Source organism: Streptomyces sp. NPDC050703 (genome assembly GCF_040654435.1).
GTDB lineage: Bacteria > Actinomycetota > Actinomycetes > Streptomycetales > Streptomycetaceae > Streptomyces.
Genome location: NZ_JBFAHX010000008.1, coordinates 178,028 through 200,611, shown reverse-complemented (window position 1 = coordinate 200,611; position 22,584 = coordinate 178,028). Strand labels below are relative to the sequence as shown.

Genomic DNA, 22,584 nt, shown 5'->3' with positions numbered 1-22,584 from the left:
CGGACCGGCGAGCCCCCGAGCGCCCCGTATCGTCCGCCTCATGAAAGCCAGTGGCTCCCGAACAGGGTTCTACGCCCCATGGCATGATCGCAAGAGCGATACAAGGGGTTTACCGGTCATACGAGCGATTTGAGTGCTCTGCTGGGACAGGTGTGCCCAGGCGGGTGCGAATGTTGCCGAAGTGCTCCCTTATGGCCTGTTCCGCCCGCTGGGCGTCCCCCGAGCGGACGGCCTCCAGGATCTCCCGGTGCTGCCGGCAGGTGACGTGCGGGTCCTGCGGCACGTCCACCAGATCCGTGCGGACCTTGTGGAAGGCGTCCCAGAACGCCTCCAGAACCTCACCGAGCAGCAGGTTTCCCAGTCCGCGGTAGAGGGTGGCGTGAAAAGCGCGGTCGGTCTCGGCCCGCACACCGCCCTCCGCGGTGGCGGCCTCGGCCTCCATGCGTGCCACCAAGGCGTCGAGTTCGGCGAGGTCGGCCTCCGGGACCTGGCCCGCGAGGCGCGCGATCAGGCCGGTCTCGACGGCTTCGCGCAGCTCCAGGAGCTGGAGCAGGCTGTCCTCGCCGCGGTAGTGGCCCGCGACCGTGCGGAAGGCGAGGCCCTCGATCATCGGCGCGACCGACATGGGACCGACATAGGTGCCGAAACCATGACGGATCTCTACAATGCCCATCGCCTGGAGCGCCTTGAGCGCCTCCCGTACGGAGTTCCTGCTGACCCCGAGGCGCTCCATCAGCTCCGGTTCGGTCGGCAGCGAGGCCCCGGAGGGCAGCCTGGAATCGATGATGAGCTTCTTGATCCGCTCCTGAATGTCGCGCGCCATGGCGCAACCGTAGCGGTAGGCGCGTACGGGGAACGGCTCGTCGTGCGTACGACGAAGGCCCTCCGCGTGAACGGAGGGCCTTCGCTGTCGGTGCGCCGCCAGGGACTCGAACCCCGGACCCGCTGATTAAGAGTCAGCTGCTCTAACCAACTGAGCTAGCGGCGCCTGCTGACCTGGACAACTCTACCGGACGCGCGGGGGTGCCCCGGACCACGGCCGGGGCCGGGGGCGCCGGGCCGCGGGTGGCCGGGGGCCTGGTGCGGGGCCGTCACGGGCCTGGTGCGGGGCCATAGGGAGGGCCTTTTCCATCATTCGGACCGTCAACATGCGACATACGCGGACAGTTGCGAAACTGGCGCACGTGCAGACGCGGAAGCATTCTTCGGCGAGATCCTTGGGCAAACGATTGCGGGCGGCTCCGGAATTCGAGGAATTCGATGCGGAGGGTGACCGCGGCCGTCCGGACCGTATGCGGGGTGTCCGCCGGCTCCTCGTCGTCGCCGTGGCGTCCTGCGTGGCGCTCGGCGGGCAGGCGCTCCCGGCCGCGGCCACCGGGGGTGCCGTGGCCGGTGACCCGGTACCGGCGGGGCCGCCGGTGTCGAAGCCCCTCCGGGCGACCACCCGGGAGGCGATCATCGAGCGGGCCTCGAAGTGGGTCACCGCGAGGGTGCCGTACAGCATGTCGCGGCTCTGGTCCGACGGCTACCGGCAGGACTGCTCGGGCTTCGTCTCCATGGCCTGGGCCCTGCCCGGCAACGCGTGGACGGGCAGCCTCCCCGCCTATGGCGTGCGCGTCACGAAGGACGAGCTGAAACCCGGCGACATCCTTCTCTTCCACGATCCGGCGCATCCCACGTGGGGCTCCCACGTGACGCTTTTCGGCGGCTGGGCGAACTCCGCCCGTACGTATTACACGGCATACGAACTGGCCCGCCCGTTCGCCCGCAAGCGGGCCACTCCCTTTGCCTACTGGTCCAACGCCGACCGCTATGTGGGCTACCGCTACAAGGGAGTGGAGGAGAGCCCCGCCGCCGGCGGCTCGGGGGTCACGGTCACCTTGGGCGTGGGCGGAACCCCGGCGCGGGTGAGACCCGGGCGTGAATGAGGCTCGGGTGCGGGGGAGACCTGGGCGTGAACGAGGCTCGGGCAGGGATGAGATCCGGGCAGGGATGAGACTCAGGCATGTATGTGACCCAGGCAGGGATGAGACCCAGGCACGTATGAGATCCGGGCATGGATGCGGCCCGGGGGCGGATGAGATCCAGGCATGTATGAGATCCAGGCATGTATGAGATCCAGGCATGTATGAGACCCAGGCATGTATGAGACCCAGGCACGGATGAGACCCAGGCACGTATGACATCGAGGCACAGATGAGGCGGAGGCACGTATGAGTGCGACGGCGGCTTCACAGGCTCAGGCCCAGGCCCAGGCCCAGGCCGAGAATCAGGCCCAGCCTCAGGCGCAGGTCCAGGCCGGGGGCCAATCCGAGGCCCAGCCCCAGGCCCAGGCCCAGCCCCAGCCCCAGGCCCAGGCCCAGCCCCAGCCCCAGGCCCTGTCGAAAACCCGGGCCCAGCCGGGGAGGGTGGCGCACGGTGTGCGGGTGATTCACAGTGAGGCCACCACCGAGATTCCGCCGCACCTCCTCTTCCGGGACGCCGCGGAGGCCGCCGGCGCCGAGGCGGGTGCCTCGCCGCCGGCCGGCGTGGCGCGGCGCGGGCGGGGCGCCGGCGAGCAGGCGTGGACCGCGCGGGCCGCGGTGCCCGTCGCGCGGACCGTGCCCGAGGTCGACGTGGCGGTCGTCGAGCGGCGGGGCCGCGTGCTGCCCGGCCTCGCCGGAGTGCTCGGCGGGTGCGCGGGCGTCGCCGGGTGCGGGTTGTCGCTGTGGTGGGCCGGGGCCCTGCCCGAACCGGTGCTGCGCGTGACGGGGCCGCCCGGCGGCGGGGGTGCCGGGCTCGGCCTCAGGCAGTGGGCCGCGCTCGCGGGCTCGGGGACGCTCGGCCTCTTCGGCTTCGGCGGTCTGGCGCGGGGGAGGACCGGCGGCGCGTGGGTGCTCAGCCTCTTCGGCCGCTACCGCGGCACGGTCCGCCGTACCGGCCTCCTCTGGGTGAATCCCCTGCTGCTCCGCCGCCGCGTGGACGTGCGCCTGCGGCACTGGCGGAGCGAGCCGATGCCGGTGGTGGACCGCTGCGGGGTCGCGTTGCGCGTCGTCGTGCTCGTGGTGTGGCGGGTCAGGGACCCCGCGCGGGCGACGCTCTCGGTCGCGGACCACGAGCAGTACCTGCGGGAGTGCGTGGAGGCCACCACCGCCCGGGTCCTCTCGCGGCTGCCCGCCGACGCCTTCCAGGAGGACGGGCAGACCCTGCGCGACGCCGACGCGGTGGGCTCCACGCTGACCCGGGCGCTCGCCGCCGACACCGGCGCGGTCGGCGTGCAGATCTTCTCGGCCCAGCCGGCCCGCATCGAGTACGCCCCCGAGGTGGCGGACGCGATGCGTCGCCGCAGGGTGGCGGCGCTGGAGGCCCGGCACCGCGACACCGTTCTGACCTCGGTGGTCGACTCGGTCGAGGACACCGTGACGCGGCTCGCCACCCGCGGTCTCGTACTCGGTGACGGCGAGCGCGAGGCCCTGGTGAAGGACCTGACGGTGGCGTTCTGCACGGGCCACGGCGAGCAGAAGTAGGCGCCCCGAGCCGCCGCCCCCGGAGGGCGCCGCCCTCACCGATGCGGATGGATCGTCTCCGTGATTGGTATGGACATGTTCAACTACCGGCCATAATCTGAACTTGGTCTAGACCGCAGCGCGCGCACGTCCCACGGAACGTCCCCCGGAACTCCCCACGTTCGGTCAGGAGCGGCACATGCGTAACAAGAAGATGTACGCGGCGTTGGTGGGCCTCGGCACGGTGGGCGCGTTCGCGCTCTCCGCCGGTGGCGCCAGCAGCCACGGCTACACGGACCTGCCGGCCAGCCGGCAGATCAACTGCGCCAAGGGCGTGGTCAAGAACTGCGGGAACATCCAGTGGGAACCGCAGAGCGTCGAGGGGCTCAAGGGCTTCCCGGCCGCGGGCCCCGCCGACGGCAAGATCTGTTCGGCGGGCGTGGGCGGCTTCAGCCAGCTCGACTCGCCCAAGGCGCCGAACGGCAGCGCCTGGCCGACCACCCAGGTCAGCGGCGGTCAGAACTACACCTTCCGCTGGCAGTTCACCGCACGGCACCGCACCACGGACTTCAAGTACTTCATCACCAAGCAGGGCTGGGACGAGAGCAAGCCGGTGACGCGGGCGGCCCTGGAGTCCACGCCGTTCCTCACCGTCCCGTACAACAGCCAGCAGCCGCCCGCGACCCTCTCGCACAGCGGCAACATCCCCGGCGGGCGCAGCGGTCACCACGTGATCGTCGCCGTCTGGACGGTCGCCGACACGGCGAACGCGTTCTACGCCTGCTCCGACGTCCGCTTCTAGGCGCCCTCCCTCGCCGGAGCCGGACAGCTCGGGTGCCGCGCACGCCTTGCCTTCCCCTCGCACGAGGCGTGTGCGGTACCCGCGCGTACCCGGTGGACCCCCGCCGGGCACGACCCTCCACTTCTGACGCCGCGTCATCTACCCTGCGCGGCCATGGAGACCGTCGCGGAACTCGTCCAGGCGCGGTGGGGAGACCACCGCACCGGCCTGCGCTTCGCGGGCGGGCGACTGAGCCACCACCAGGTGGCCGCGGGCGCGGCGGCCAGAGCCGCGCTCCTCGGCGACCTGCTGCCCCGGCACGGCGAACCCCACGTCGGGGTCCTGCTCGACAACACCCCCGAGTACCCCCAGTGGCTCGGCGCGGCGGCGCTGGCGGGCGCGGCCGTGGCGGGCGTCAACCCCACGCGGCGCGGCGCCGAACTGGCCCGCGACATCCTGCACACCGAGTGCCGGGTCCTGGTGACCGAACGGGCGCGTCTGCCGCTGCTCGACGGCCTCGACCTGCCGGGCGTACGTATCCTCGTCACCGGCACGGACGCCTACGAGCGCCTCCTTGCCCCCTACGCGGGCGCCACCCCGCGGCTCGCGCGGACCGTCACCCCCGCCACCCGCATGCTGCTCTCCTTCACCTCCGGTTCGACCGGCGCCCCCAAGGCGGCGCTGTGCAGCCAGGGGCGGCTCGCGGCGGCGGGGCGCGCGCTGGTGTCCCACTTCGGGGTGCGGGCGTCGGACACCCACTACATCTGCATGCCGATGTTCCACGGCAACGCGGTGATCGCCGACTGGGCGCCCGCGCTCGCGGCGGGCGCGACGGTGGCGCTGCGGGCCCGCTTCTCCGCCTCGCGGTTCCTCCCCGACGTACGGGAGTTCGGCGCGACGTACTTCACCTACGTGGGCCGGGCCGTGCAGTACGTCCTGGCCACACCCGAGGAGCCCGACGACCGGGAGAACCCGCTGCGGCTCGGCTTCGGGACCGAGGCGGGAGCGGTGGACGCGGCGCGCTTCGAGAAGCGGTTCGGCGTCAGGCTCGTGGAGGGGTACGGGTCCTCGGAGGGCGGCGCGGCGATACAGCGGACCCCCGGCACACCCCCGGGGGCGATCGGCCGCGCGGCGCCCGGGGACGACCTCGCGGTGGTGGACCCGGCGACGCTCACCGAGTGCGAGGCCGCGCGGTTCGGCCCCGGCGGGCGGCTCCTGAACGGGCGGGAGGCCGTCGGCGAGCTGGTGAACCGGGGGCCGAACCCCTTCGAGGGGTACTGGCGCAACGCGAAGGCGCAGGCCGAGCGGGTGCGGGGCGGCTGGTACTGGACGGGAGACCTCTTCTACCGGGACGCCGAGGGATTCCTCTACTTCGCGGGGCGTACGGACGACCGGCTGCGGGTCGACAGCGAGAACCTGGCGGCGGCGGTGATCGAGGGCATCCTCACGCGGTACCCCGGGGCGGCGGCCGTGGCGGTCTACGCGGTCCCCGACCCCGTGGCGGGGGACCAGGTCATGGCGGCGGTCGCGCCGCCGCCGGGCGAGGACTTCTCCCCGGAGGAGTTCGCCGCGTTCCTGCGGGCGCAGCCCGATCTGAGCCCCAAGGCCGTGCCCCGCTTCGTGCGGGTGGCTCCGCGGATGCCGGTCACGGCGACCCACAAGGTGGCCCGCTCGCTGCTTCGGGGAGAGGGGTTCCGGTGCGGTGACGCCGTCTACTGGCTGCCCTTCGACGCGGACGCCGGCCACCGGTACCGGCGGTTCACCTCCGGCGACCTGGCAGGGCTGGTGGGGCGGTACGAAGCCCAGGGGCGGGCCCATTTGCTGGGATGACGAGGCCGCTTACCGTTGAGCCATGCCAAGGGACAGCGTCTGGGGGCGGCTTCGGACGCCGGGGTATCTGGGGAGCGGTGCGCCGTGGCGCAGTGCCGCGTACCTGTCGGGCGGGGTGATCACCGGCGCCGCCGTGCTGCTCGTCGGGGTGGCCCTCACCGCCGTCGGGGCCGCGCTCACCCTCGTACTCGTCGGAATCCCGCTGCTCGGCGCACTCGCCTTCTGCGGTGTGCCCCTCGCCGCCCTGGAGCGGCGCCGCCTGCGGACCGTCGATCCCGCCCCCGCCCCCAGCCCGCACCGCGCCCCCGAGGCCCCCGGCATCAACGCCTGGTTCCGGCTCCGCGTCAAGGAGCAGGCCACCTGGCGCGAGCTCGCCCACGCCGTGCTGCTCGCCCTCGTCCTCTGGCCCCTGGACCTCGCCGTCCTGGCCTGCGCGGTCGCCCTGCCCGCGCTGCTGCTCGCCGCCCCCGCCCACCTGGCGGCCGTCGGCGGCCCCGGCAACGGCGTCCGCCCCGCCAAGCTGTGGCTCGTCGAGTCCTACCCCGCGGCCTGCGGCACCGCCCTGCTCGGGCTCGTCGCCCTGCTGGTGCTCGCCTACCCGCTGGGCGCGTACGCCGCGGCGCGGGCCGCGTTCGCCCGGCTCCTCCTGGCCCCCCGCGACACGGAACTCGCCGCCCACCTCGCCGAGGTCACCCGCTCGCGGGCCCGCCTCGTCGACGCCTTCGAGGCCGAGCGGCGGCGCATCGAGCGGGACCTGCACGACGGGGCCCAGCAACGCCTCGTCGCGCTGACAATGGGCCTGGGGCTGGCGCGGCTCGACGCCGAACCCGACAGCCCGCTCGCCGAACGGCTCGCCGCCGCCCACGACGAGGCGGGCCGCGTCCTGACCGAGCTGCGCGAGCTGATCCGCGGCATCCACCCGCAGGTCCTCAGCGACTACGGTCTCGCCACCGCCATCGAGGACGCGGCGGACCGTTCCGCGGTGCCCGTGGACACGGCCGGGATCGAGCTGCCCCGCCTCCCCGAAGCAGTCGAGTCCGCCGGGTACTTCGCGGTCCGCGAGGCGCTCGCCAACGTCGGCAAGCACAGCGGCGCGCAGAGCGCCCACGTCACCGCCATCCACACCGGCGCGGTCCTCCGCATCGACGTGCGCGACGACGGCCGCGGCGGCGCCGACCCCGCGCACGGCACCGGGCTCACCGGGCTCGCCGACCGCCTCGCCGTCCTCGATGGCACACTGACGGTCACCAGCCCGCCCGGCGGCCCGACCGTCCTGTCCGTGGAGATCCCGTGCCGAGCCGAAGCCTGAGAGTCGTACTCGCCGAGGACAGCGTGCTGTTGCGGGAGGGGCTCATCGGCGTGCTCGGCCGCTTCGGGCACGAGACGGTGGCGGCGGTCGGCGACGCGGAGGCGCTGCGGGACGCCGTGTCGGCGTACGACCCGGACATCGTGGTGACCGACGTGCGGATGCCGCCCGGCTTCCAGGACGAGGGGCTGCGCGCGGCGGTCGCGCTCAGGGCGGAGCGGCCGGCGCTGCCGGTGCTCGTGCTGAGCCAGTACGTGCAGCGGACCTACGCGGCGGAGCTCCTCGACACGGGGGACGGCACGGGCGTCGGCTATCTGCTCAAGGACCGTGTGGGCCAGGTCGAGCAGTTCATCGAGGGACTGACGCGGGTGGCCGAGGGCGGGACGGTCGTCGACCCGGAGGTCGTACGGCAGTTGCTGCGGCGCAGACGCGATCCGCTGGCCCAGCTCACCCCGCGCGAGCGCGAGGTGCTCGGCCTCGTCGCCGAGGGGAAGTCGAACGCGGCGATAGCCGCCGGGCTCGTCGTCTCCGAGGCCGCCGTGGGCAAGCACATCGGCAACATCCTCGCCAAGCTCGACCTGCCGCCGGGGGACGGCACCCACCGCAGGGTGCTCGCGGTGCTGGCGTATCTGCGCGGGTGAGGGCGAGCGATTACGCTCCTGCCCCATGAGCACGTCCGACCAGACCGAACTTCCGCACGGCGACGAGGACGCGCCGGAGGACGACGCGCGGCCCGGAGCCCCGGCCCCCGGCCCCACCCCCGCCGCCCGCGCCCGCCGCGCCCGGATCGCCGCGGCCTCGCTGCTCATGGCCGCGGCGGCGGTCGTCCTCGCGCTGCGCCTGGCGAGCCGGTCGTCGGTCCTGGTCGTCGGGGTCTACGGACTGCTGCTCATCCTCTGCGGCGGAGTGATCGAACTGAGCCGCCGCGGCCGGACCAGGCTCGGTTCCTGGCTCCTGGCCGCGGGGCTCGTGGCGGCGCTGCTCATGGACGGGGTCGTCCTGGCATAGCCGTGGCCGCCTCCGCGGGCCCCGACTCCCGTACGCCGTACCGCTCGTGCAGCCGCCGCAGCGGACCCGGCGCCCACCAGGCGCGGCGGCCGAGCAGGGCCATCGTCGCCGGTACGAGGAACATCCGGACCACGGTGGCGTCGATGAGGACGGCCAGGGTCAGGCCGAGCCCGATCTGCAGGATCGGCGCGAAGCCGCCCGTCATGAACCCGGCGAAGACGAGGGCGAGCAGCAGCGCCGCGCAGCTCACCACGCGCCCCGAGCGCCGCAGCCCCTCGACGACGGCGGTGCGGTGGTCGCCGGTCTCCGTCCAGCTCTCCCGCATCCTGGAGAGGATGAACAGCTCGTAGTCCATGGCGAGCCCGAAGGCGATGGCGATGATCAGCGGGGGCGCCGTCAGGCTCAGCGCCCCCAGCCCCTCGCCGCCGAGCAGCGACACCCCGTGCCCGTCCTGGAACACCCAGGTGACCACGCCGAGCGCGGCGGCGAGGCTGAGCAGGGTGGTGGCGAGGGTGCGCAGCGGTATCAGCACGGAGCCGGTGAAGGCGAAGAGGAGGCTGAACAGGCCCACGAGGACGGTCAGTACGGCCCAGGGCGCGCGCTCGGCGAGCATGGCGCGGAAGTCGACGAGGCGGGCGGCGTTCCCCGTGACCTCGACGGGTTCGCCGCCCCGCAGGTCGCGGACGCGCTCGACGAGCCCGGTGGCGGTGGGGCCGTCGGACGGGCCCCTCGGGGTGAGTTCGAGGAGGACCGTGCCGTCGGAGAGCCGCTGCCGCTCGGCCGCCGCGACACCGGGCAGCGCCCGGATCCTGCGCTCGCAGCCGGCTTCGGCGCCCGGCCTGATCAGGACCTCCACGGGGCTGGTGCCGGCCTCGGCGGGATAGTGCGCGCGCACGGTGTCGTAGAGCTGCCTGGCCTCGGTCCCGTGCGGCAGCTGCCGGGCGTCGCCGATGCTGATCCGCATCCCGGGCACGGGCACGGCGAGGGCGGCCAGCGCGGCGACGACCAGCGTCAGGACGGCGAGAGGCCGGGCCACGGAGAACCGCGCGAGCCGCGCGAAGAAGGCACCCGCGCGGGCGGCGCCCGCGGCCGGCGCGGGGGCGGCGATCCTCCCGCCGAACCGGGCGAGCAGCGCGGGAAGCAGCGTCAGCGCCGCCAGCATGTCCACGACCACCACGGCGCCCGCGGCCAGGCCCATGCTGCGCAGGAACGGGCTGGGGAACCAGACCAGTCCCGACAGGCTGATGGCCACCGTCAGGCCGGAGAAGAGGACCGTGCGGCCGGCGCGGGCCACCGTGGCGTGGACGGCGTCCGCCACCTCCAGGCCGCGCGAGCGCTCCTCGCGGAAGCGGACCACCATGAGCAGCGCGTAGTCCACGGCGAGCCCGAGCCCCAGCATGGTGACGATCTGCACGGCGTACACGGAGATGTCCGTGAGCAGGCTGAAGCCGAACAGGATGAGGAACGCCCCGGCGACCCCGCTGACCGTGACGAGCAGCGGGAGCCCCGCCGCCCGCAGCCCGCCGAAGATCAGCAGCAGCGCGAGCAGGACCGCGGGCAGGGTGATCAGCTCCGCCCTGGCCACGTCCTCCTGGGCCCGCGTCCCCATCTGCTCGCCGAGCAGCGGTCCGCCGCTCACGGCCACGTCGGCGCCTTCGACGTCCCGTACGAGGTCCGCGGCGTCGCCGACGGTGTCCTCCTCCGCGTCGTCGTCCAGACCGCCCTTGAGCGTCACCGGGATCAGCAGCGCCCGGGAGTCCTCGGCGACCAGGCCGCGCGTGGTGTAGGGATCGGGGACCTCGGCGACGCCGGGCAGGGCGCGTACCTCGGTGACGGCGGCGGCCACCTCGGCGCGCAGCCCCGGCCGGTCGACGCGTCCGCCGCCGGAGACGACGGCGGTGAAGGAGGCGCCGGCCGGGTCGAGTCCGTCGAGGAGTCCGTCCGTGACCACGGACTCACTGCCGGGTACGTCCTCCACGGTCGACGTCAGGTCACCGAAGACGCGGGTGCCGAGGCCCAGGCCGAGGACGAGCAGGCCGGCCCAGAGGGCGATGACGGTCAGCGGGCGGCGGGTCGCCGTCCGGGCGAGGGTAGCGAGCATGGGGGCTCCTCAAGAGCCTCGGGAAGCGTGCGGACACGCGTCCCAGAGTCGTGCCGGAGCGCCGGCCGCGGATCGCCGCCCGGAGCGGTCTTGGGGCCTCCCTCCCCCGGGGGACGCCCTCACCCGCCGGAGGGAGCCGGGCCGGCTCCCCGGAGGCTCAGCTCCCCCCGGTCTCCCGGGGCTCCCCGGCGACCACCAGGCCCGTCTCGTACGCGCAGATCACCGCCTGCACCCGGCCCCGCAGCGCCAGCTTCGACAGGACGTTGCCGACGTGGGTCTTCACGGTGTGCTCGCTCACCACGAGAGCCGCCGCGATCTCGGCGTTGGTCAGGCCGCGGGCCAGCAGCCGCAGCGTCTCCTCCTCGCGGGCCGTGAGCGCGGCGAGCCGCTCGGCGTGCGGCGCGCCGTCCGTGGCGCGCGCGGTGCGGCGGCGGCCCACGACGTCCGCGACCAGGCGCCGCGTCACCGTGGGCGCGAGGAGCGAGTCACCGGCGGCGACGACCCGCACGGCGTGCACCAGGTCGTCCCTGCGGACGTCCTTGAGCAGGAAGCCGCTCGCCCCCGCGTACAGCGCCTCGTACACGTACTCGTCGAGGTCGAACGTGGTCAGCATGAGCACCCGGCAGCCGGAGGAGGCGCAGACCCGGCGGGCCGCCTCGATGCCGTCCATCCCGGGCATGCGGATGTCGAGCAGCAGCACGTCGGGGGCGTGCAGGCGCACCGCCGCGACCGCCTCCGCGCCGTCACCGGCCTCCGCGATCACCTCGATGTCCGGCTGGGCCGCCAGGATCATCGAGAAGCCGCTGCGCACCAGCTCCTGGTCGTCGGCGACCACCACCCGGATACTCATCCCCCCAGGATGCCGTGGGCAGCCGCGCGGCGACACGGAATCCGCCGTCGGGACCGGCGCCGGTCTCCGCGTGCCCGCCGCAGGCGCTCGCCCGCTCGTGCACCCCGATGAGCCCGTGGCCGCCCCCGCCGTCGCCCGGCGGGTCGCCGCCGCGGCCGTCGTCGGTGACGGTGAGCCGCAACTCGGCGGCGCCCCACGCCAGTTCCACGAGAATTCGGCTCGCCCGCGCGTGCTTCACCGCGTTCGTCAGCGCCTCCTGCACGATGCGGTACGCCGCGACCTCGGTGTCCGGCGACAGGGGGCGCGGCGGCCCGTGCACCGCCATCCGGACCTCCGGGCCCGCGTGCCCGACCCGTCGCACCAGCTCGGGCAGCGCGTCGAGCGTGGGCTGCGGGCCGCGGTCGCCGGGGGCCCGCTCCTCCTTGAGCACGCCCAGGATGCGGCGCAGTTGCACCATGGCGTCACGGCCCGCCGCGGCGATGGCGTCGAAGGCGGCCTCGGCGCGCGGCGGATCGCTGCGCACCACCACGGGCCCCGCCTCGGCCTGCACCACCATGATGCTCACCGCGTGGGCGAGGATGTCGTGCATGTCCCTGGCGATGGTGGCGCGTTCGAGGGCGACGGCGCGCGCGGTCTCGCTCGCCCGCTCCCGCTCCAGGCGCCTGGCCCGGTCCTCCAGGGCGGCGGTGTAGGCGCGCTGGACGCGGCCGAGGGACCCCAGGACGTACGCGCTGACGAGGATCAGCAGGTGGAAGGGGTACTCGTAGGGTTCCGCGCGCTCGTGGAACGCCATGGTGAACGTCGTGCCGATCAGCCACCCGGTGAGCATCAGGCGCCGCTGCCACGGCCGGCCGAGCGCGGCCATGGTGTACAGCACGACGAGCCCGCCGTACATGACGTCGGGCGGCGGCCGGTGGTGGAGGGCCATGGCGGGCGTGAAGCAGGTGCTGGCGCACGCGACGAGGAAGGGCGCGCGCCGCCGCCACACCAGCGGCACGGCCGTCCCCGCCCCGAGCAGGAAGCCCCGCGGGGACAGCGCGTCCCCGCCCCGCTCGGGGAAGAGGAACTGCAGGGACACGGCGAACAGCACGGCGCCCGCGAGCGCCGAGTCGACCACGTAGGGGTGGGCGGCGCGGAGCCGGGCGGCGGGCCGACGGGAGAGCGCGGGCATACGGCGGCTCCTCGGAGCGGGCAGCCGTGCCAGTATCACCGCGCCCGTACGGTTCCGTCCTCACCGGTGCGGGGGATGTGCGGCGCCTAGGACTCCAGGTACCGCAGCACCGCGAGGACCCGGCGGCTGTAGCCGGTCGTGCGGGACAGGCCGAGCTTGTCGAAGATCGCGTTGAGGTTCTTCTCGACCGCGCTCAGCGAGATGTGCAGCTTCTCCGCGATGGCCGCGTTGGTGTGCCCCTCGGCGAGCGCTTCCAGGACGGTGCGCTCGCGCGGGGTCAGCCGGGTCAGCGGGTCGCTGTGCGTGGTGCGGATGAGCAACTGCCGTACGACTTCCGGGTCGATGGCGGCGCCGCCCGCGTGGACCCGTTCCAGCGCGTCGAGGAACTCCTCGACCTGGGCGACCCGGTCCTTGAGGAGGTAGCCGACCCGTTCGGCGCTTGAGGTGAGCAGCTGGGCCGCGTAGTTGCGCTCGACGTACTGCGAGAGGACGAGCACGCCCACCTCGGGCCGCTCCTCGCGGATGCGGACGGCGGCGCGCAGCCCCCCGTCGGTGTGGTCGGGCGGCATGCGGATGTCGGTGACGACGACGTCGGGGACGTCCCGCTCGACCGCGCGCAGCAGCGCGTCCGCGTCGCCCACGGCGGCGACGACCTCATGGCCCTCCTCGGCGAGCAGCCGCACCAGGCCCTCCCGCAGCAGGGTCGAGTCCTCGGCCAGGATTACGCGCACGGCAGCTCCGCGGTGATGGTGGTGGGTCCCCCGAGGGGGCTGTCGACGTCCAGGGTGCCGTCGAGCGCGGCGACCCGGCTGCGCAGCCCCGTCAGGCCGCTGCCGCCGGCGTCGGCGCCCCCGGTGCCGGTGTCGCGGACGCGGACGGTCAGGACGGCGCCCCGCTGCCGTACGCGCACGGAGACCTCATCGGCCGACGAGTGCTTGGCGGCGTTGGTCACCGCCTCCGACACGACGAAGTACGCGGCGGTCTCGACGGCGGACGGCAGCGGGCCCGGCACGTCGTACTCCATGCGGACGGGGAGCGCGCACCGCTCGGAGACCCCGCCGAGCGCCTCGTGCAGACCGAGGCTGTCCAGGGCGCTGGGGTAGACCCGCCAGGCCACCTCGCGCAGCTCGGTCAGGACCTCCCTGGCCTCCTTGTGGGCCTGCGCGAGGAGCGCGTCGGCCCGCTCGGGGGTGCGTCCGCGGCGGGCCCTGCCGAGCAGCATGGCGAGCGCGACGAGCCGCTGCTGGACGCCGTCGTGCAGATCGCGCTCGACCCGGCGCCGCTCGACGTCGACCGCCCGGACCACGGCGGCCCTGCTGGTGGCCAGCTCGTCGATGCGCCGCTGGAGCAGCTCGCGCTCGGAGGGCCCGAAGCACTCGCGGGCCAGGCGGGCGTCCTGGTCGGTGAGCGCGCGCAGCCCCTGGACGGCGAGGAAGAGCAGGGTCCCGCCGAGGACGAACTGGCTGAGCAGGTCCACCCAGCTCATCGACGTGCGGACGAGCGACATCGCGAAGGCCCCCGCGAGGATGGCGCCGAAGTCGACCATGGCGACGACGACGCCGCAGAGCAGCCCGGAGTACGTGCGGGCGGCGAGGTAGCGCAGGATCTGCTGGTCGGAGGCGCGGTGCTCGGGGAACGAGTCGTGGAAGAAGACGGAGCGGCGCCCGCGCTCCAGGGCGGTGAGCCTGCGGGCGCCGGACGCGAGGAGCGCGTGGGCGCGGGGGCGGGTGCGCGGCAGGAGCAGGAAGGGGCCGGCGGCGGCCCCGGCGACGGCGAAGTAGACCAGGCCGAGCAGGGCGGTGAGACAGCCGATGAGCACACCGAGGACCCGGAGCAAGAACGGGGCGGCCACGGGTTCCCTCACATCGTCCGACACTAGCGGCACCTAACCGGCGCGGCGGTGCCGGGGAGCGTCGCCCGCCCGCTTCCTGGAGCGCACGCGTACGGCGATGTAGGCGGCGAGGGCGACCACGACGAGGCCGAGCACGACCTTGGAGAGCAGCCCCACGTACGTCTCGACCGCGTCCCACTGGTCGCCGAGCCAGTACCCCGCCATGACGAGCACGGAGTTCCAGACCAGGCTGCCCGCGGTGGTCAGGGCGAGGAAGACCGGCAGCCGCATGCGCTCCACCCCGGCGGGCACGGAGATCAGGCTGCGGAAGATCGGCACCATCCGGCCGAGGAAGACGGCCTTGGTGCCGTGGCGGGCGAACCACGCCTCGGTGCGCTCCAGGTCCTCACGCTTGACCAGCGGCAGCTTCCCCCACAGGGCGTGCATGCGCTCCCGGCCGAACAGCACGCCGATGCCGTACAGGGCCGCCGCGCCGACCACCGAGCCCAGCGTCGTCCAGAAGAGCGCGGAGAACAGGCTGATCACGCCCTGCCCGGCGGCGAAGCCGGTCAGCGGCAGGATCACCTCGCTGGGCAGCGGCGGGAAGAGGTTCTCCAGGGCGATGGCGAGTCCGGCGCCGGGGCCGCCCATGACGTCCACCAGGTCGGCGGCCCAGCCCGCGATGCCGCCGGCGGGCTCCTGGGGGAGGGCGAGAGTCGTGAGGTCCATGGAGACCACGCTAGAAACCGCAGGTCACCGGCGGTATGGGGGTTGCCGTTGAGTGGGGGTGCGGAAAACCGCACCCCGCGCGGCCCAGCAGGGCGTACACACGCGAAAGGGCGCCCCCGGAAGACCGGGAACGCCCTTTCGGCATTCGCAAGTGCGCCGCCAGGGACTCGAACCCCGGACCCGCTGATTAAGAGTCAGCTGCTCTAACCAACTGAGCTAGCGGCGCCTGCTGACTCATAAATAGTACCTGGTCCGAGAGGGTGCTCCGGACACCCGGCGGCCACCTGGCGGACACCCGGCGCGCGGCTAGATCACGAGCGAGAGCAGGACGGGGGCCGCGCCCCGGTTCAGGGTGTCCGCGGCGTCGCGCAGCCGGTGGGCCTGCTCGACGGGCAGGGAGAGGGCGAGGCAGCCGGCCGTGGAGCCCGCCGTGACGGGGACGGCGGCGCAGACGGTGCCGACCGCGTACTCCTGGAGGTCGAGGACGGGGACCGTGGCGGGCTGGGTGGCGAGGCGGTTGAGCAGGACCCGTTCGTTCGTGATCGTCCGGGAGGTGAGGCGGGCCATCCTGTGGCGGGCGAGGTGGTCGCGGCGGCCGTCCACGTCGAGCTGGGTGAGCAGGCTCTTGCCGATGGCGCTGGCGTGGGCGGAGGAGCGGAAGTCCACCCATTCGTTGACCGCGGGGGTGCGCGGGCCCGCCGCGAAGTCGGTGACGGCGATCTCGCCGTCCACGTAGCGGCTCAGGTAGACCGCGGCGCCGATGGAGTCGCGCAGGCCGTCCAGGATGCTCTGGAGCTTCGCACGGAGCGCCTGCTCGCGGTGGCCGGACGAGCCGAGGCGGTCGAGGGTCTCCCCGGTCACATAGGCGCCGGCCGGGCTGTCGGTGAGCTGCCTCACGTATCCCTCGCGGCGCAGCATGCGGAGCAGGGGCGCGAGGCGGCCGGCGGGCAGCCGGGTCTCGCGGGCGAGCTCGACGGTGGTCACGCCGGTGCCGTGCCGGGCGACGATTTCGAGCACGCGCAGGGCGCTCTGGACGGAGTCGTGCTCCGCGGTCGCCTGGTGCTTCAACGCCACGGCTTCCCCCAGCGTGGAACGGATCCGGACAGTCGAGCTGCTCCCACGATAGTCGTCGGGGTGCCCGCGAGGAGCGCCCGTTGCCGAGATTCGTGGCGCGCTCCGGCTCCGTCAGCAGGAACGCGCCACGTCGGCATATGCCAAGGTCATGTCCCGGTTCCGGGACGGCGGCCGGCGCCTCTCGGGGCCGGCCTTCCGCTCACAGCACCGCGCCGAGGAACTCGCGGGTGCGCTCGTGCTCGGGATCGGTGAAGATCTTCTCCGGCGTTCCCGACTCGATGACGTGGCCCGAGTCGAACATCAGCACCTGGTCCGAGATGTCCCGGGCGAAGTTCATCTCGTGGGTCACGCAGAGCATGGTGATGTCCGTGGTGTGCGCGATGTCGCGGAGCACGTCGAGGACGCCCGCCACCAGCTCCGGGTCGAGCGCGGACGTCACCTCGTCGAGGAGCAGCACCTGCGGGCGCATCGCCAGGGCGCGCGCGATGGCCACCCGCTGCTGCTGGCCGCCGGAGAGCTGCGTCGGGTAGGCGTCGCAGCGGTCGCCGAGGCCGACCAGGTCGAGCAGCTCGCGGGCGCGCTGCTCGGCCTCGTCCTTGGAGAGCCCGAGGACGGTGACCGGCGCCTCCATGAGGTTGCGCAGGACCTTCATGTTCGGGAAGAGGTTGAACTGCTGGAAGACCATCCCGATGTTCTTGCGGACCTCGCGCACGTGCTTCTCGCCCGCGGGGACGAGCTTGCCGTTCCGCTCCTCGTGGGTGAGGTACTGGCCGCCCACCTTGATCGTGCCCTCGTCCGGTCTCACCAGCGTCATGAGCAGCCGCAGGATCGTGGTCTTGCCGGACCCCGAGGGGCCGATCAGCGTCACGTGCTTGCCGGACGCGACGGAGAAGTCGAGCTGGTCGAGGACGGTGTTCGAGCCGTACCGCTTGACCACCTTGTCGAAGCGGATCAGCTCGCTGCCGTCGACGGCGGGGTTGGGGATTTCCTGGGAAGTGCTGTTGTCAGCGGACAAGACGACGCTCCAAGGCTCGCAGAAGAAGAGAGGCCGGGTAGGCGATGACGATGAAGGCGACGCCGACGACGCTGATCGCCTCGTAGGTGAAGGTCGCCTGGCTGTAGCCCTGGGCCTGGCCCAGCATGTCGAGCGCGCCGATGGCGGCCATCTGCGGCGACTCCTTCAGCATGACGATCACGTAGTTGCCGAGCGCGGGGATCACCCGGCGCACGGCCTGCGGCAGGATCACCGACGTCCAGGTCCGGCGCTTGGAGAGGCTGAGCGCGGTCGCCGCCTCCCACTGGCCGGCCGGCACGCCCTCGATGCCCGCCCGGTAGACCTCCGACGTGTACGTCGAGTAGTGCAGTCCGAGACCGACGATGCCCGTGGTGAGCGGGGACATCGAGGGGCCCCACTCCGGCACCACGTAGAACAGGAAGAACAACTGCACCAGGAGCGGGGTGTTCCTGATGAACTCGGTCACCACCGTGACCGGCCACCGGACCCACTTCTTCTCCGAGCGCTGGGCGATCGCCCAGACCAGACCGAGCGAGAAGGCGATCAGGGTGCCGAAGAACAGCGCCTTGAGCGTGAGCTCCACGCCGTCCCAGAAGAGCGGCATGAAGTCGTCGACGTGCGACCAGTCCCAGTTCACTTGGCGACCCCCGTCCCGGTCACGGCGTCGATCGACGACCGGGACCGCATCCCGCCGAACAGGCTCGTCCTCTCCGGCGTCTGCCCGACGCGCTTCTTGGCGTGCCGCTCCAGGAGCCGCATGCCGCGGGTGAGGAGGAACGCGAGCACGAAGTACAGGCCGAGCAGCAGGGTGTAGATCGGCGCGCTCTCGTTCGTCACGAGCCGCAGCAGGTCGCCCGCGAAGGTCATGTCGGCCACCGCGATGAGCGACACCAGGGACGTGCCCTTGAGCAGCTCGATGAGCAGGTTGTTGAACGGCGGGAGCATCTCCGGCCAGGCCTGCGGCAGCTCGATGCGGCGCAGCCGCTGCAGCGGCGTGAAGTTCAGGGCGATGCCCGCCTCGCGCTGGGCCTGCGGCACCGCGGCGAGCGCGCCGCGGACGATCTCCGACGCGTACGCCCCGTAGGTGATGCCGAGGGCGAGCACGCCCGCGAACATCGGCTGGAAGCTGATGTTGAAGACCGGCGGCACGGTGAACGCGATCCAGAACATGAAGACCAGCGACGACGTGCTGCGGAAGATCTCGAAGTAGGCCCCGGCGAGGAACCGCACGATCCAGAGGCGGGACGTGCGCAGCACGCCGATCGGGAAGGCGATCACGAAGGCGAGGGCCGCGCTGAGGAAGGTCACCTGAATGGTGATCCAGATCCCGGGAAGGAACCAGTTCTGGAAGAACTCCGACGACATCATGAGGAGGCGCCCTTCGCAGGCGGACACAGCTTGGCGAGGGTCAGATCCGTCATCTCGTCCTCGGTGAAGCCGAACGGCTTGACGATGCGCAGGAGTTCACCGCTCTTCTTGAGCTTGTGCAGCTCCTTGTTGAAGGCGTCGCGCAGGTTCTTCTCGGAGAGCCGGAAGGCGAAGCCGCCCGCGCCGTAGGCGGGCTTGCCGTCGACCTCCGGCTGGAAGGGCTCCGTCGCCTCGGCGCGCGCGCTGCCCTTGACCACGGTGCGCACGGTGACGTTGGTGCCGGCGAAGGCGTCCACCCTGCCCTGCGCCACGGCGTCGAGCCCGGCCACCTGGTCGGGCAGGACGAGCACGTCCTTCACCCCGGCCGCCTTGGCGTAGTCGATCTCCGCGTAGGCGGTGCCGCTCGCCAGTTTCAGGCCCTTCTCCGCGATGTCCTCGTACGTCTTGATGCCGTGCGGGTTCCCCTTCTCGACGATGAAGGAGTCGAGCATCAGGTAGTCGGGGTCGGAGAAGAGGACCTGCTCGCAGCGCGTCGGGTTGATGTACATGCCCGCCGAGACCACGTCGAACTGCCGTGCTTGTGTGAGGCCGGGGATGAGGGCGCCGAACTTGGTGGGCACCGCCTTGACCTCGGGTACGCCGAGGCGCGGGAAGATGACCTTGGCGATCTCCGGCGCCTCACCGGTGACCTCGCCGTTCTCGTCGATGTAGCCGAACGGGACCTCGCCCGCGACCCCGATCCTGACCGTGCCGCTGTCACGCAGCCGGTCCAGCAGATCGCCCCCCTCAACCTTCCCTTCCTCTGGCACCCGGCTGCACGCCGAGACGCCGAACGCGGCCAGCGCCGCCCCTCCCGCTCCGCTGAGCAGGGCGCGGCGGCGGACCGCTCTGCCTATTGATCCCTCATTGTTCCCACGTGGTGGAGCCATGGGCGCGCGGCTACCCGACCCGACGCGGAATATGCCGCTCAATTTCGGCCCATGATGCAATCGTTGTGGTCTTGACTCCGGAGAGGAGCATGGGACACATGGCAGAGCGATTCATCGAAGTCTCCCTCGCCAAGCGGGGAGTCCAGTGCACGGCGAAGCTGCTCGACGACCGGGCCCCCATGGCCTGCGCGGCGGTGTGGGAAGCACTTCCGCTCGGCTCGGACGTCTACCACGCGAAATACGCGCGCAATGAGATCTACGCCCTTTTCCCGGCATTCGCGGACCGTGAGCCGCCCCTCGAAAACCCCACAGTCACCCCCATCCCAGGAGATCTCTGTTATTTCTCCTTTTCGGGTACGGAATTGGGGACCCAGGCGTACGGCTACGAACAGGCGGCCGACGTCCGGGCCGGCACCACCGTCGTCGACCTCGCCCTCTTCTACGAACGGAACAACCTGCTCCTGAACGGCGACGTCGGCTGGGTCCCCGGCATCGTCTGGGGCCAGGTCGTCGAGGGCCTCGACCGCATGGCGGAGGCCTGCAACGACCTGTGGCGGGTGGGGGCGCGGGGGGAGACGCTGACCTTCCGGCGCGTCTAGCGAGGACTCTGGGCCGGCGGCGCGATCCCCCCGGTCCCTGCCGCGTACAGGGCCTGCGCGGCGCGGAGCACCAGGGCATCGGCATGCCGCGCGGCCACGATCTGCACCCCCACGGGCAGCCCCTCCTCGTCCGTCCCGCACGGGACCGTGCACGCGGGCTGCTGCGTGAGGTTGAAGGGGTACGTGAACGGCGTCCACCCCGTCCAGCGGCGGAACCCCGACCCGCGGGGCACCTCCACCCCCGCGGCGAACGCCGTGATCGGCAGCGTCGGCGTGACCAGCAGGTCGTACGCCGCGTGGAAGAGACCCATGCGCCGCCCGAGGTCCATGCGGACGTCGACCGCGGCGAGATAGTCGAGGGCGCTGTACCGCGCGCCCCGCCCGCAGACCTCCCGCAGCCCCGGGTCGAGCCGCGCGCGCCGCGCCGGGCTCATGTGCTGCGCGACCCGGGCCGCGCCGCTGAACCACAGGGTCTCGAAGGCGGCCACCGGCTCCGAGAAGTCGGGGTCCGTCTCCTCCACGTACGCCCCCCGCGCCGCGAGGGTCTCCACCGCGCGCCGCACGGCCGCCGCCACCGCGGGCCGCACGGCGACCTGACCGCCGAGCGAGGGGGAGTAGGCGACGCGCAGGCCGCGTACGCCCGCGTCGAGGTCCGCGCGGAAGCTCCCCCGCGCCGGACCGAGCTGCGACCAGTCGCGGGCGTCGGGTGCCGCGATGACGTCCATCATCAGCGCCGCGTCCGCCGCGTCCCTGGTCATCGGGCCCACGTGGGCGAGCGTGCCGAACGGGCTCGCCGGGTACAGCGGCACCCGGCCGTACGTCGGCTTCAGCGCGAAGATCCCGCAGAACGCCGCCGGGATGCGCACCGAGCCGCCGCCGTCCGTGCCGAGCGACAGCGGGCCCGCGCCGGCCGCCACCGCCGCCGCGCTGCCCCCGCTGGAGCCGCCGGAGGTGCGGGAGGTGTCGTACGGATTGCGGGTGACGCCGCTCAGCGGGCTGTCGGTGACGCCCTTCCAGCCGAACTCGGGGGTCGTCGTGCGGCCCACGAACACCGCGCCGTGCTCCCGCAGCCGCGCCACCGAGGGGGCGTCCTCGTCCCAGGCCCCGTCCGCGCTGACGGTCTTCGAGCCGCGCAGGGTCGGGCCGCCGCGCATCAGCAGGAGGTCCTTCACCGACACGGGAACGCCGTCCACCAGGCCCAGGGGCTCCCCGCGCCGCCACCGTGCCGCGCTCAGACCCGCCTGTTCGACGGCCCGCTCCGCCTCGATCCGGACGAAGGCGTTCAGGGACGGCTGTGTCTCCTCGGCCCGCCGCAGCACGGCACGGACCGCGTCGACCGGGCTGAATTCACCCTTTCGGTAGCCGTCCACGAGTTGTACGGCGGTGAGCTCCGTGAGCTGGGTCATGCGCGCTCCTCAGCGATGAGTCGGCGGTGCCGGGCGGCCGGGGCGTCGCGTTCAGTGCCCCGGGACGTACCCGCGTTCCTTGTCGACCACGTTCCGCAGCGGCCTTCCCGCCGCCCAGTCCTCGTACAGCTCCATGAACTGGGCTCCCAGTTCATCGCGCCAGCCGAACGTGTCACCGCTCATGTGCGGGGAGACGATCAGCCCCGGAGCGGTCCACAGGGGGCTGTCGGCGGGCAGCGGCTCGTGCGTGAAGACGTCCAGGGCCGCGCCCGCGATCCACCGCTTCGACAGGGCGGCCACCAGGTCGTCCTCGACGACGAGGGGGCCGCGCCCGATGTTCACGAAGCGGGCCGACGGCCGCATGACGCCGAAGCGCCGCGCGTCGAACATGCCGCGCGTCTCCTCGGTGAGCGGTGCCGCGCAGACCACCCAGTCGGCGCGGGTGAGCAGCCGGTCGAGCTCGGCGGTCCCGTGCACGCCGGGGCGCGCGGCGCGGCCCACCAGCGCGGTGGTGATGCCGAGCGCCTTCAGCGTCCCGGCGATGGCCCGGCCGATGGGCCCCGAACCCACCACGCACGCGCGCGTGCCCGCGACCCGGCCGCTCTCGCGGTGGCGCCAGGAGCGCTCCCGCTGGAGTTCGAGGGTGCGCGGCAGGTCCTTGGCCATGGCGAGGACGAGCGCGGCGACGTACTCCGCGATCGGCTGGTCGAAGACGCCGCGGGCGTTCGTCACCACGGTGTCCGACGCGGCGAGTTCAGGACACATGAGGTGGTCGACGCCGGCGCTCGCGGTGTGCACCCAGCGCGGCCTCGGGCCCTCGCCCGGCCAGGCGCGGCGCACCGCGTCCGAGGTGAAGTCCCACACCAACAGGGCGTCTGCGCAAGGGAGTTGAGATGCCAGCGTGGTGTCGTCCGCGTGCAGCACGCGGGCCCGTCCCGTGAGGCTGCCGAGGCGGGGCGGCGGGGTGGGAGGCGTGGCGTCCAGGACCAGGACAGTTGTCTGCGAACGGGACGGGAGTGACGGTTCGGACATCGGGGGGAAACCGTTTCGCAAAGGGGTGCCGCTTCCCTGGAGGGGCGCGGCCCAGCCGTCTGAGATGTG

Annotated in this window: 22 protein-coding genes, 2 tRNA genes and 1 pseudogene; 8 read left to right on the top strand and 17 right to left on the bottom strand. The window is 72.9% G+C overall.

Annotated elements, in window-relative coordinates:
- Positions 1-109: 109 nt before the first annotated feature.
- Complete coding sequence (locus AB0I16_RS10910; protein ID WP_363248971.1) at positions 110-823, bottom strand: FadR/GntR family transcriptional regulator; 714 nt, start codon at positions 821-823, stop codon at positions 110-112.
- A gap of 91 nt (positions 824-914) precedes the next feature.
- Positions 915-988, bottom strand: a tRNA-Lys gene (locus AB0I16_RS10905).
- 310 nt (positions 989-1,298) lie between these two features.
- On the opposite strand from AB0I16_RS10905, the pseudogene AB0I16_RS10900 reads away from it, so the two are divergent.
- Positions 1,299-1,844, top strand: a pseudogene (locus AB0I16_RS10900) (hypothetical protein); the annotation flags it as partial.
- A gap of 387 nt (positions 1,845-2,231) precedes the next feature.
- Here AB0I16_RS10900 and AB0I16_RS10895 read toward each other — a convergent pair.
- A complete protein-coding gene (locus AB0I16_RS10895) occupies positions 2,232-2,435 on the bottom strand; it encodes a hypothetical protein (RefSeq protein ID WP_363249037.1) in 204 nt (67 codons plus the stop codon).
- Between AB0I16_RS10895 and AB0I16_RS10890 the strand changes: the two genes are divergently transcribed.
- From AB0I16_RS10890 to AB0I16_RS10865, 6 genes are all read left to right on the top strand, one after another.
- Complete coding sequence (locus AB0I16_RS10890; RefSeq protein WP_363249032.1) at positions 2,379-3,506, top strand: SPFH domain-containing protein; 1,128 nt, start codon at positions 2,379-2,381, stop codon at positions 3,504-3,506. The two genes, AB0I16_RS10895 and AB0I16_RS10890, sit on opposite strands and share 57 nt — an antisense overlap.
- 178 nt (positions 3,507-3,684) lie before the next feature.
- Positions 3,685-4,287, top strand: a complete 603-nt coding sequence (locus AB0I16_RS10885) for a lytic polysaccharide monooxygenase (protein ID WP_363248970.1) — start codon at positions 3,685-3,687, stop codon at positions 4,285-4,287.
- 153 nt (positions 4,288-4,440) lie between these two features.
- On the top strand, positions 4,441-6,096 hold the full coding sequence (locus AB0I16_RS10880) for an AMP-binding protein (RefSeq protein WP_363248969.1): 1,656 nt from the start codon (positions 4,441-4,443) through the stop codon (positions 6,094-6,096).
- Between the two features lie 22 nt (positions 6,097-6,118).
- On the top strand, positions 6,119-7,405 hold the full coding sequence (locus tag AB0I16_RS10875; RefSeq protein ID WP_363248968.1) for a sensor histidine kinase: 1,287 nt from the start codon (positions 6,119-6,121) through the stop codon (positions 7,403-7,405).
- Positions 7,387-8,043, top strand: a complete 657-nt coding sequence (locus AB0I16_RS10870; protein WP_363248967.1) for a response regulator transcription factor — start codon at positions 7,387-7,389, stop codon at positions 8,041-8,043. The genes AB0I16_RS10875 and AB0I16_RS10870 overlap by 19 nt, the downstream gene beginning before the upstream one ends.
- 25 nt (positions 8,044-8,068) lie before the next feature.
- Complete coding sequence (locus tag AB0I16_RS10865) at positions 8,069-8,410, top strand: hypothetical protein (protein WP_363248966.1); 342 nt, start codon at positions 8,069-8,071, stop codon at positions 8,408-8,410.
- Here AB0I16_RS10865 and AB0I16_RS10860 read toward each other — a convergent pair.
- From AB0I16_RS10860 to ehuB, 12 genes are all read right to left on the bottom strand, one after another.
- On the bottom strand, positions 8,385-10,511 hold the full coding sequence (locus AB0I16_RS10860; protein WP_363248965.1) for an MMPL family transporter: 2,127 nt from the start codon (positions 10,509-10,511) through the stop codon (positions 8,385-8,387). The genes AB0I16_RS10865 and AB0I16_RS10860 overlap by 26 nt on opposite strands.
- Before the next feature lie 157 nt (positions 10,512-10,668).
- The gene (locus tag AB0I16_RS10855; RefSeq protein WP_363248964.1) at positions 10,669-11,361 is read right to left on the bottom strand and encodes a response regulator transcription factor; all 693 of its coding nucleotides are present in this window, start codon (positions 11,359-11,361) and stop codon (positions 10,669-10,671) included.
- A complete protein-coding gene (locus tag AB0I16_RS10850; protein ID WP_363248963.1) occupies positions 11,255-12,532 on the bottom strand; it encodes a histidine kinase in 1,278 nt (425 codons plus the stop codon). The genes AB0I16_RS10855 and AB0I16_RS10850 overlap by 107 nt, the downstream gene beginning before the upstream one ends.
- An 86-nt stretch (positions 12,533-12,618) precedes the next feature.
- On the bottom strand, positions 12,619-13,263 hold the full coding sequence (locus AB0I16_RS10845) for a response regulator transcription factor (RefSeq protein WP_363248962.1): 645 nt from the start codon (positions 13,261-13,263) through the stop codon (positions 12,619-12,621).
- On the bottom strand, positions 13,254-14,408 hold the full coding sequence (locus AB0I16_RS10840) for a histidine kinase (RefSeq protein ID WP_363248961.1): 1,155 nt from the start codon (positions 14,406-14,408) through the stop codon (positions 13,254-13,256). The genes AB0I16_RS10845 and AB0I16_RS10840 overlap by 10 nt, the downstream gene beginning before the upstream one ends.
- 9 nt (positions 14,409-14,417) lie before the next feature.
- Positions 14,418-15,092 (bottom strand): DedA family protein, encoded by a 675-nt coding sequence (locus tag AB0I16_RS10835; protein WP_363248960.1) that lies wholly within the window; start codon positions 15,090-15,092, stop codon positions 14,418-14,420.
- A 152-nt stretch (positions 15,093-15,244) separates the two neighbouring features.
- Positions 15,245-15,318, bottom strand: a tRNA-Lys gene (locus tag AB0I16_RS10830).
- An 80-nt stretch (positions 15,319-15,398) separates the two neighbouring features.
- A complete protein-coding gene (locus AB0I16_RS10825) occupies positions 15,399-16,166 on the bottom strand; it encodes an IclR family transcriptional regulator C-terminal domain-containing protein (protein WP_363248959.1) in 768 nt (255 codons plus the stop codon).
- A gap of 199 nt (positions 16,167-16,365) precedes the next feature.
- Entirely contained in the window at positions 16,366-17,181 is an 816-nt protein-coding gene (ehuA, locus tag AB0I16_RS10820) for an ectoine/hydroxyectoine ABC transporter ATP-binding protein EhuA (RefSeq protein ID WP_363248958.1), read from the bottom strand.
- Positions 17,171-17,818 carry an ectoine/hydroxyectoine ABC transporter permease subunit EhuD gene (gene ehuD, locus AB0I16_RS10815; RefSeq protein ID WP_363248957.1) on the bottom strand — a complete coding sequence of 216 codons (648 nt, stop codon included), beginning with the start codon at positions 17,816-17,818 and terminating at the stop codon, positions 17,171-17,173. The genes ehuA and ehuD overlap by 11 nt, the downstream gene beginning before the upstream one ends.
- Positions 17,815-18,546, bottom strand: coding sequence for an ectoine/hydroxyectoine ABC transporter permease subunit EhuC (gene ehuC / locus AB0I16_RS10810; RefSeq protein ID WP_363249031.1), 732 nt, complete (start codon positions 18,544-18,546; stop codon positions 17,815-17,817). The genes ehuD and ehuC overlap by 4 nt, the downstream gene beginning before the upstream one ends.
- Positions 18,546-19,478, bottom strand: coding sequence for an ectoine/hydroxyectoine ABC transporter substrate-binding protein EhuB (ehuB, locus tag AB0I16_RS10805; protein ID WP_363248956.1), 933 nt, complete (start codon positions 19,476-19,478; stop codon positions 18,546-18,548). The genes ehuC and ehuB overlap by 1 nt, the downstream gene beginning before the upstream one ends.
- A 98-nt stretch (positions 19,479-19,576) precedes the next feature.
- On the opposite strand from ehuB, the gene AB0I16_RS10800 reads away from it, so the two are divergent.
- The gene (locus AB0I16_RS10800) at positions 19,577-20,077 is read left to right on the top strand and encodes a DUF3830 family protein (protein ID WP_363248955.1); all 501 of its coding nucleotides are present in this window, start codon (positions 19,577-19,579) and stop codon (positions 20,075-20,077) included.
- Here the strand turns inward: AB0I16_RS10800 and AB0I16_RS10795 are convergent.
- Together AB0I16_RS10795 and AB0I16_RS10790 are read right to left on the bottom strand one after the other, a co-directional pair.
- Positions 20,074-21,483 (bottom strand): amidase, encoded by a 1,410-nt coding sequence (locus tag AB0I16_RS10795; protein WP_363248954.1) that lies wholly within the window; start codon positions 21,481-21,483, stop codon positions 20,074-20,076. The genes AB0I16_RS10800 and AB0I16_RS10795 overlap by 4 nt on opposite strands.
- Before the next feature lie 51 nt (positions 21,484-21,534).
- On the bottom strand, positions 21,535-22,515 hold the full coding sequence (locus tag AB0I16_RS10790; RefSeq protein WP_363248953.1) for a D-2-hydroxyacid dehydrogenase: 981 nt from the start codon (positions 22,513-22,515) through the stop codon (positions 21,535-21,537).
- Positions 22,516-22,584 lie beyond the last annotated feature (69 nt).

Excerpts from the sequence above, each read along its gene's own strand:
- AB0I16_RS10910 (WP_363248971.1), bottom strand. The coding sequence starts at position 823 with ATGGCGCGCGACATTCAGGAGCGGATCAAGAAGCTCATCATCGATTCC.
- AB0I16_RS10885 (WP_363248970.1), top strand. The coding sequence starts at position 3,685 with ATGCGTAACAAGAAGATGTACGCGGCGTTGGTGGGCCTCGGCACGGTG.
- AB0I16_RS10880 (WP_363248969.1), top strand. The coding sequence starts at position 4,441 with ATGGAGACCGTCGCGGAACTCGTCCAGGCGCGGTGGGGAGACCACCGC.
- AB0I16_RS10875 (WP_363248968.1), top strand. The coding sequence starts at position 6,119 with ATGCCAAGGGACAGCGTCTGGGGGCGGCTTCGGACGCCGGGGTATCTG.
- AB0I16_RS10865 (WP_363248966.1), top strand. The coding sequence starts at position 8,069 with ATGAGCACGTCCGACCAGACCGAACTTCCGCACGGCGACGAGGACGCG.
- AB0I16_RS10860 (WP_363248965.1), bottom strand. The coding sequence starts at position 10,511 with ATGCTCGCTACCCTCGCCCGGACGGCGACCCGCCGCCCGCTGACCGTC.
- AB0I16_RS10855 (WP_363248964.1), bottom strand. The coding sequence starts at position 11,361 with ATGAGTATCCGGGTGGTGGTCGCCGACGACCAGGAGCTGGTGCGCAGC.
- AB0I16_RS10850 (WP_363248963.1), bottom strand. The coding sequence starts at position 12,532 with ATGCCCGCGCTCTCCCGTCGGCCCGCCGCCCGGCTCCGCGCCGCCCAC.
- AB0I16_RS10835 (WP_363248960.1), bottom strand. The coding sequence starts at position 15,092 with ATGGACCTCACGACTCTCGCCCTCCCCCAGGAGCCCGCCGGCGGCATC.
- ehuC (WP_363249031.1), bottom strand. The coding sequence starts at position 18,546 with ATGTCGTCGGAGTTCTTCCAGAACTGGTTCCTTCCCGGGATCTGGATC.
- ehuB (WP_363248956.1), bottom strand. The coding sequence starts at position 19,478 with ATGGCTCCACCACGTGGGAACAATGAGGGATCAATAGGCAGAGCGGTC.
- AB0I16_RS10800 (WP_363248955.1), top strand. The coding sequence starts at position 19,577 with ATGGCAGAGCGATTCATCGAAGTCTCCCTCGCCAAGCGGGGAGTCCAG.
- AB0I16_RS10795 (WP_363248954.1), bottom strand. The coding sequence starts at position 21,483 with ATGACCCAGCTCACGGAGCTCACCGCCGTACAACTCGTGGACGGCTAC.
- AB0I16_RS10790 (WP_363248953.1), bottom strand. The coding sequence starts at position 22,515 with ATGTCCGAACCGTCACTCCCGTCCCGTTCGCAGACAACTGTCCTGGTC.